This is a genomic window from Streptomyces sp. NPDC001381, assembly GCF_042895685.1.
Classification (GTDB): domain Bacteria; phylum Actinomycetota; class Actinomycetes; order Streptomycetales; family Streptomycetaceae; genus Streptomyces.
On the sequence record NZ_JBIAWO010000021.1, the window covers coordinates 21,314 to 27,313 of the forward strand.

General features: G+C 65.5%; 8 protein-coding genes. 4 read left to right on the forward strand and 4 right to left on the reverse strand.

Annotation, left to right across the window (positions count from 1 at the left end; genetic code table 11):
• Window positions 1-195 precede the first annotated feature (195 nt).
• The 3 genes from ACFY2L_RS38705 (at window position 196) to ACFY2L_RS38715 (ending at window position 1,582) form a co-directional block, all read left to right on the forward strand.
• Window positions 196-741 carry a hypothetical protein gene (locus ACFY2L_RS38705; RefSeq protein ID WP_390824680.1) on the forward strand — a complete coding sequence of 182 codons (546 nt, stop codon included), beginning with the start codon at window positions 196-198 and terminating at the stop codon, window positions 739-741.
• A gap of 92 nt (window positions 742-833) precedes the next feature.
• Window positions 834-1,016: a hypothetical protein gene (locus ACFY2L_RS38710; protein ID WP_390824681.1), complete on the forward strand. Its 183-nt coding sequence runs from the start codon at window positions 834-836 to the stop codon at window positions 1,014-1,016.
• Between the two features lie 326 nt (window positions 1,017-1,342).
• Window positions 1,343-1,582 carry a hypothetical protein gene (locus tag ACFY2L_RS38715; protein WP_390824682.1) on the forward strand — a complete coding sequence of 80 codons (240 nt, stop codon included), beginning with the start codon at window positions 1,343-1,345 and terminating at the stop codon, window positions 1,580-1,582.
• A 336-nt stretch (window positions 1,583-1,918) separates the two neighbouring features.
• On the opposite strand, the gene ACFY2L_RS38720 is transcribed toward ACFY2L_RS38715, so the two are convergent.
• From ACFY2L_RS38720 to ACFY2L_RS38735, 4 genes are all read right to left on the reverse strand, one after another.
• On the reverse strand, window positions 1,919-2,197 hold the full coding sequence (locus ACFY2L_RS38720; protein WP_390824683.1) for a hypothetical protein: 279 nt from the start codon (window positions 2,195-2,197) through the stop codon (window positions 1,919-1,921).
• A 66-nt stretch (window positions 2,198-2,263) separates the two neighbouring features.
• Complete coding sequence (locus ACFY2L_RS38725) at window positions 2,264-2,458, reverse strand: hypothetical protein (RefSeq protein WP_390824684.1); 195 nt, start codon at window positions 2,456-2,458, stop codon at window positions 2,264-2,266.
• 818 nt (window positions 2,459-3,276) lie between these two features.
• Window positions 3,277-4,026, reverse strand: coding sequence for a transposase family protein (locus ACFY2L_RS38730; RefSeq protein ID WP_390824687.1), 750 nt, complete (start codon window positions 4,024-4,026; stop codon window positions 3,277-3,279).
• A gap of 227 nt (window positions 4,027-4,253) precedes the next feature.
• Window positions 4,254-4,391 (reverse strand): hypothetical protein, encoded by a 138-nt coding sequence (locus ACFY2L_RS38735; RefSeq protein WP_390824685.1) that lies wholly within the window; start codon window positions 4,389-4,391, stop codon window positions 4,254-4,256.
• A gap of 709 nt (window positions 4,392-5,100) precedes the next feature.
• Here ACFY2L_RS38735 and ACFY2L_RS38740 point away from each other — a divergent pair.
• A complete protein-coding gene (locus ACFY2L_RS38740) occupies window positions 5,101-5,904 on the forward strand; it encodes a type II toxin-antitoxin system prevent-host-death family antitoxin (protein ID WP_390824686.1) in 804 nt (267 codons plus the stop codon).
• The last annotated feature ends 96 nt before the right edge of the window (window positions 5,905-6,000 follow it).

Below are 6,000 nucleotides of genomic sequence, written 5' to 3' on the forward strand. Positions count from 1 at the left end.
TTTCGGACCGGAACCTTAAACGACAAGCTAAGTACCTGTTCCTAAAGCCCATCACCGAAGCTAAAGGGCCATGGACGTGGGACCCTCTGCATCTGTCAGAGTGAATCAATCGGCGATGGCCTACCCAACGCGAGGTGGGGCGGCATGTCGCGCACCAGGGCACGGCCTCATGAAGCTAGTTTCCACCTGCTTGTCATGACCGAACGCGAGCGGAACCAGGGAGACTTCGTGCACCGTGCAGGACGGTTGATCACAGCTCTGACAGTGGCGGCGGGCGCGCTCGTCATCAATGTGTCACAAGCTCACAACGCCCAAGCCGACGGTCTCCTGGACGGCCTCCTCGGCGGCGACATCCTCACGCAACAACTGTGCACACCCGTCCAGTCAGGTGTGGGCAACCAGTTCACCGCGCCCCAAAACACCCAGTGCAACCAGGGCGCGTCGTCCTCGACCACGACCCCCGCGGGTGGCGGCATCACCGGCTACGAGGTGGTCAAAGGCGGTAATTTCAGTCTCCTTCCGGGCGAGAGTGACAGCGCTGCTATCTTCTGCCCCGCGGGTAAGCGGCCCCTTAGTGGTGGTGTGCAGGCTGGTGGCGGAGACGTCGACAACCTCCGTCTGAAGTATTCCTACGTACACCAGATCGATCCGACAGAATGGGTTGTCGGGGTGACCCACGAGGGCGGTCAAGGCGCGGCTCAGGGTAACTACTTCGTCATCTGTGCGAACGTCGCCGAATGACGCCGCCGACAATACATCGACCCCCCGGTCCGGCGGTCGACTAAGCTCGATCTCGCAATGAAGGTCCGTCAGCTTACTGGCGGACCCCAATCGTGACCATCGCCCTGGTCCTCCTCAGCTGGAACGGCAAGCTGGTCGCTCTGGGCATCGTCAGCGGAGTCTTTCTGCTCTGGTTCTCCGCAGCCCTCGCGTGGGCGTACGCCGATGGTGACCATGGCCGGCAGGCACTCCAGCGCGCGTACAACGTCACCTTCGGATGGGGCGACGGGATCTGAGTACCAAGTACTCGGCACCTGGCTCCCGATCCGGCCTCAAAGAAGCTGGAGTGGAGTTGGCGTTCGCGGGTGTGACCGTGTGTCAGTCGCGTGTGTGTTCGCGGGAGGGCGGCTGGCTGGCCCGGCGGGACTGTCGACGGGTGATCCGTCTGGTCATGAGGGTTCGCTCTCTTTTGCGCCCGTGGGGTCACCACCTGGGCCGAAGCGGCCATGGCCGCTGGTGCTGCAGAGCCGGAGAGGCAGGCCGAGAAGGTTCGCCGGAAGGTGAAGCGGCTTGCTGGGCTCATCACCGGCAGCTCTTCCGCAGAGATCACGGGGAGCGGCCGATGAGCGCCCCCGCCCCCGTCGCAGCCCGCCCGGCCCGGCGCCGGGAGGTGGTGTTGCGGATCGCCCTGTCGGGAATTCCGGCCTGCACCGCAGTACTCGGCACCGGCAGCATCGGCGCGGCCCTGCTCCACGGCGCCATCCCGGCACCATCCCCGCTCGTGTGGCCGCTCGTCGTCCTCGCCCTCGGCACGATGGCGTACGACGTCGGGCTCCGTGCCCTGCGCCGCCGCGCCGACTGACTGCGCTGCCGGACGGGGAACGAATCCTTCCCGGCTTGGGTGAGTGCGGCCCGCCCCGCGCTTACCGCAGCCTGGGCCGGGTGCTCTCCGTGCATGGTCGAAGTGGACAGCGAGCGGGGCAGCGGCGGCGTCCGGTCGCCAGGACCCGTAGGTTGCGGACAATTCGGATACGGGGACGGGAAGCTCGGCGCGGGCCGGGCACCGCAGCGGCAGGGGCGCGGCCCGGGGCTGAGGCGGCCGGCTGAGTGGTTCATGTTGCCCCTTCCCCGTGCTCGGAGACCACCGCGTCCGCTCGCAGGGCGTCGGCCTCGGTGCCCGGGGGCTGCTGGCGGAACGTCACCTGGCTTCCCGCGGCGCGGTGGTGGGGACAAGCGGGGCGTCCTGCCACGGCGCGGCGGCCAGGCAGGTGGAACACCACCGTTCGCCGGGCTGGTCCAGCTCTACGGGCACGTTCCGGAGCCCGCCGGGCCGGCCGATGCCGGTGTCGCTGTCGCTGTCGATGCGGTGGAAGTCGCAGTCGCCATCGCAGGTTCGCGGTCTGGCCGGGGCATGCCAGATGGTCTGTACGGCGCCCAGGGCTCCGTTCGGGTGAAGGCGTTCGGCGGTGGCCAGCATGGTCACCCTTCCTGGTAGTGGTCAGCGGGCTTCGGGCGGGGTGTACCGGCCGGGGAGATCGGTCATCTAGGGAAGGCCGACGGCAAGGGCGTCCGGGGGCAGTCCGTCGCGCAGGACGGTGGTATTCGGGCCGGTGTAAGTGTCACGGGGAACGGTGATCACCAGGTGATCGCCCCGGTTCTGGGCGCGGATGAAGGTATCGGCGAGCGGCAGGCCGCTGTAGGCCAGGACCCAGCCGTCGGGGATGGCCGGCTCGGCCACGCGGCCGTCCGGTGTCAGGCGCCAGGCGTGCTCGAAGGCGCCGATGATCGGGCCTGTGGCGAGTGCGTAGCCCTCTCAGTAGGTCCAGCCCGCGCGGTCGGCCCACTCGTGCGCGGCGGCGAAGCAATCCCCGGTCCGCTCCGGGTGCGCGCTGGCAGGCCAGGGGGCAGGGGCGTAGTCGCGGCCGTGGACAAGGACAGGTCGGCGAAGCTCGGGTGGGTCCATGGGCGGTCGAGGGCCAGGGTGCACAGCTGTTCCAGCTCGGCACGCAGATGGCCGGCCTCGGCGGCCAGGCGCTGGGCGGCCGTCACGCGGCCCCCGGCTCGGCGGCGTTGAGGAGGTGGCCTCCCGGGTGCAGACTGCGGCGACGGGGCCGGTGAGTCGGCGAGCACGCCCGGGCTCGGGGAGACCGGCGTCGAGGAGGTCGGCACGGGTGGCCAGCAGTCGCATCGTGCCGGCCAAGCAGCCCGCACCGGCGGCGTCCGGGGCGATCACGGCAGGTGTCCCGGCATGGTTGGCGACAGGCACGGAGCGCTCCCCCAGCGTGGTGAGTGCCCGCAGGTGCTCTGCGCTCACGCTGGCGGCCGCCCAGCCCGACTCCGTCTGACGGATCTCCCCGACCGTCTCCTCCCCCTGCGCCCTCGGGCCGTCCGGACAGATCTCGGGACGGCCGAGCAGCCGCCGGTTCGCCGCCACGCCATGGCCAGGGGTCGGCCGGTGGGGCTGTCGCGTCGTCAGAGCTTTCCGAGTGCGGGACAGTTCCTCCGGGCAGCCGAAGACGGTCATGCTCGGCGAGCCCGGAAGCCCATTGAGCTTCTTCAGCGTTGCCGCTCCAGGGTGAGGATGGCTTTGGCGATTGACGTCATGCGGTTTGGACTGCATCGGGATCTGCGGAAAATGCGCCAGGCCTTCAGGCGTGCGACGCCGCGCGCGACCGGTGCCCGCGCCGCGGCCAGGGCCCGGTTGACGGTCTTCTCGGTGAGGGTGAGTTCCTGCAAAGGCTTGCGCTTGATGCCCGTGGTCACCCAGGGGCCGCCGCCCTGGTAGGCGAGGTCGGCCAGGATGGGGACGCCCTGGCGCTCGCAGATCCGGATGATCTGGTGGGTGCGGGCCGCGGTCAGGTCGTGAGCTCGGCCCGGCAATACAGGTGAGAGCCACAGCAGCCGGCCGTCCGGCTCGGTGACCACCTGCACGTTCACGCCGTGGCGGCGGTGCTTGTGGGAGTAGTCGGCCCGTCCGTCGCCGACCCGGTCGCACTCGGCGAGAGTGCCGTCCAGCAGAACGAAGTCCGCATCGGTCTCGCGCAGGACCTTCAGCAGACCCGGGGCACGGTCAGCCAGCAGGTCGATGACGGCGCTGGTGTAGGCGTGAGCGGTGGACTCGCTGATCCCGAATCCGGCAGCGATCTTCGCCAGGGTGTTGTGCTCGCGCAGGTACACCAGTGCCACCATCGGACGCTGAGAGGGGCGGAGCTTGCAGCGGCGGTCACCCTCACGGGTGACTACGAGCATCGTCACCCACTCCACGAGCGCATGTGGCAGGTCGAGTGCGGCAGGATGGATGACCAACGAGGCCCCGAGCAGCGTGGTTGAGACGTCAGACATCTCGATCAACAGCCCGGGGGCTTCGCTCGTTGCGCTTCGCGGTCGTCACCTGATCGGTGGCCAACTCGAAGAAGCTCAGTCGTCGATGTGGACGAGATAGTCGTCCGGGTCGTGGCCCATGGCCTTGCGCTCGGGCGACGACCAGTACAGAGCGTTGCGCTCGGCGAGGGTCTCCGGGCCCTCATACGAGGTCAGCCAGCGAACTGGTTGCGTTCCCGGTCCACCCAGGCCCCGCCGATCGTGAACCCCAACTTCAGCCGCAGCGGCACGATTTCCTCCCGCCACCGCTCCACCCATTGAGCGTTGTGCATCCTGAAATTGCTGGTCATGGTGCTGGTGTGCGTCGGCTGCGCGCTGCTCGTGCTGGTGGTGGGCGAGTGTCTGCGGCGTAGATCATCTGTCATAGGGCGATCTCGGTGTTGGCCAGCGCGAGCAGTGTCCGCAACGGCGTGGTCGAATGCCGGGCGGACAGCCACAGCCTGCCGAGGAAAGCAAGATCGTGTCGTCGAACGACGTCGGCAACGAAAAGCCATTCGATCCTGCGTCTTGGTTTCGAGCGACATGTGCGGGAGCTTTTCGGAAAGACTAACCAATTGTCCGATCATGAACCTCAATGTCTGCTGCGTCATTTTCCTCAGCTCCCGCTGCAGGAGTCCTCCGTTTCCGATCCATGGCGCCGAGCAGAGCGAAGTACAGTGCTGCTGACGCCGCAACTGCACCGCCAACCGGTGGGGAGATCCAAAAAATGATCCCCTGAGCTGTCGCTAGCGCTGCTGCCCCCACGCCAACCAACTTGCGGTCGCTCCATCCGTTCCGAAGTAGCCGAGTCCGCACGGACCAACGCATCTGAACTCCTCTCAAGCTAGATCAAGATCGATTGGGAGGGAAGATCCGTACTTGGAATACAGCCTCGCCCTCCATCTGCAGAGTGGATCTGCGGATGCATCACGGTCAAACTGCACTGTGTACAAAAGTGCGCTTGACTCGGGGGCGAAAAGGATGTAGAAGGCGCGCGCGTTTTTCGAACAGGACATGCCCATGGAGGCGCTGATGAATGACGATTCGCATGATGAGCTTGGGATTGGTGAGGCGCGGAAACTGCTGACCAGCTTGGTTGCGGGCGTGAAGCAAGATGGCAGGCCCGTACGCCTGACGAAGCACGGTCATCACGTGGCTTCCATTGTCAGTGCGGAGGATGCTGAGAGGCTAAGGTCATGGGCTGTTGACCCGATTGAAGTTCCCGGTGACGTTGCAACAGCCACTCGGATTATTGAGGGGCTACTTCCTGGTGGTTCCAACCTGCTGCCGGATTATCGCGCGGTTCAGGCGATGGATAAGAGGGAGATCACTGGAGGACTTGCCACCATATTGCGGTCTCTGCTCCTTGTGATCCGCATGAAGTATCCATATGGAAGAATTTCACTCTCGGAGGAAGGTGAAAGCGCACCACGGGTCCCTATTTCGGTAGCCGACTTGATAATGCACAAGGTACTGAATGAAGCGATTGGATCGGCGCTTACCGTGAGCAAATCCGGCGAGGAGGTGACGGGTTTCAATGAATCAGAATTCGATGGATCGGCGGTTGCTGTCGTTGCAGGCGCTCTCTGGGCTGCACAAGTAGGCGCGAATCCAATTGAATGGAGAAATTCCATCAAGCGGCCGATTGGTGAGCGGGAGTTGCTCGCATGGATTTCTACTACTTACGAGGCTGCCGATTTTGTGAGATTTATGATAGACGGGGAATTTCTGGCCGAGGAGGACTCCGGTGAGGGGATCTTTTGGCTTCGGGAGATAATTTATGGGCCTGAGAGTCTGCTTGAGGTCAAGGAGTCCGAGGAGTAGTTACTGACCTTCAAAGCGTGGTGTCGGTAGGGCTGACGGTCCATGATCCCTGCGGTACGCCAAGTGCATGAGGTATGCGCAAGGGGGCGGGCTGAC